Raw genomic sequence first — 1,054 nt, 5'->3', positions numbered from 1 at the left:
TAGAAAACGCCAAACTTGAGAAAGAACAACAAGCGAGCACTAAGCCTAATCGCTTGAAAGATCTGCCGAATCTGAGATTGGCTACAGAAAGAATGCTTAAGAAAGCGGGTATTGATTCTGTTGCTCAACTTGAAGAAGAAGGCGCACTAAGTGCTTATAAAGCGATCAGAGACACGCACTCCAACACAGTTAGCCTTGAGCTACTTTGGGCCTTAGAAGGTGCTATTAACGGCACACACTGGAGTGTGGTTCCCCAGTCTCGTCGTGAAGAATTAATGAATGGCCTTTCGTAACAGAAGTCTAATCTATCGACTAAAGCCGCAGTGTGAACTGCGGTTTTTTTATGAAATTTTTTTAGCTCCCCTCGTGTCTACTCCTTTGTAAATCCCAAAACACCCGTATCTTCAGCGCCACGACTTAGTTTCGATAACGAGATTGTTAAAACAATATTCAGTATGAATACTTTAAGCGGTAGCCTAGATATAGAAACGGAGCACACATGAATAAAAAACTTATCTTTGGACTGATACTTGTTGCCACCATTCTTTTGTTAGGCGCTAATTTTGGTCAATATCTAACGCTTGAAAACGCAAAAGCGCAGCAAGAAGCGCTCAATTCATTCATCGAAGCCAACATCGTCTATGCCGCCACAGTGTATTTTTTAGCGTATGTTGCGATTACCGCATTTTCTATTCCCGGAGCAGCAGTGGTTACTTTGCTAGGCGCAGCTTTGTTTGGGTTTTGGTTTAGCTTACTTTTGGTTTCTTTTGCCAGTACGATCGGTGCGACCTTAGCTTTTTTGAGTAGCCGATATTTGCTTAGGGATTGGGTTCAATCGAGATTTGGGGAAAAGCTTGTTGCGATTAACCAAGGAGTAAAAAAGGATGGCGCGTTTTATCTGTTTTCTTTGCGCTTGATTCCAGTGTTCCCATTTTTCCTCATCAACCTACTGATGGGATTAACACCTATGAGCATTGCGCGCTTTTATTTAACCAGTCAAATAGGCATGCTCCCTGGTACTGCCGTTTACCTTAACGCTGGTACTCAGTTAGCA

General features: G+C 42.6%; 2 protein-coding genes. Both read left to right on the top strand.

Going from position 1 to position 1,054, the window contains the following annotated elements:
• A partial coding sequence (locus tag R7F07_RS25430) for a TfoX/Sxy family protein (RefSeq protein WP_318110698.1) occupies positions 1 to 293 on the top strand: 293 nt, incomplete at its 5' end.
• A 206-nt stretch (positions 294 to 499) separates the two neighbouring features.
• A partial coding sequence (locus tag R7F07_RS25425; protein WP_318110697.1) for a TVP38/TMEM64 family protein occupies positions 500 to 1,054 on the top strand: 555 nt, incomplete at its 3' end.

The organism is Vibrio sp. YT-16 (genome assembly GCF_033337405.1).
Lineage (GTDB): Bacteria > Pseudomonadota > Gammaproteobacteria > Enterobacterales > Vibrionaceae > Vibrio > Vibrio alginolyticus.
The sequence above is the reverse complement of the archived record's forward strand: the minus strand, read 5'-3'. Positions and strand labels throughout refer to the sequence as shown.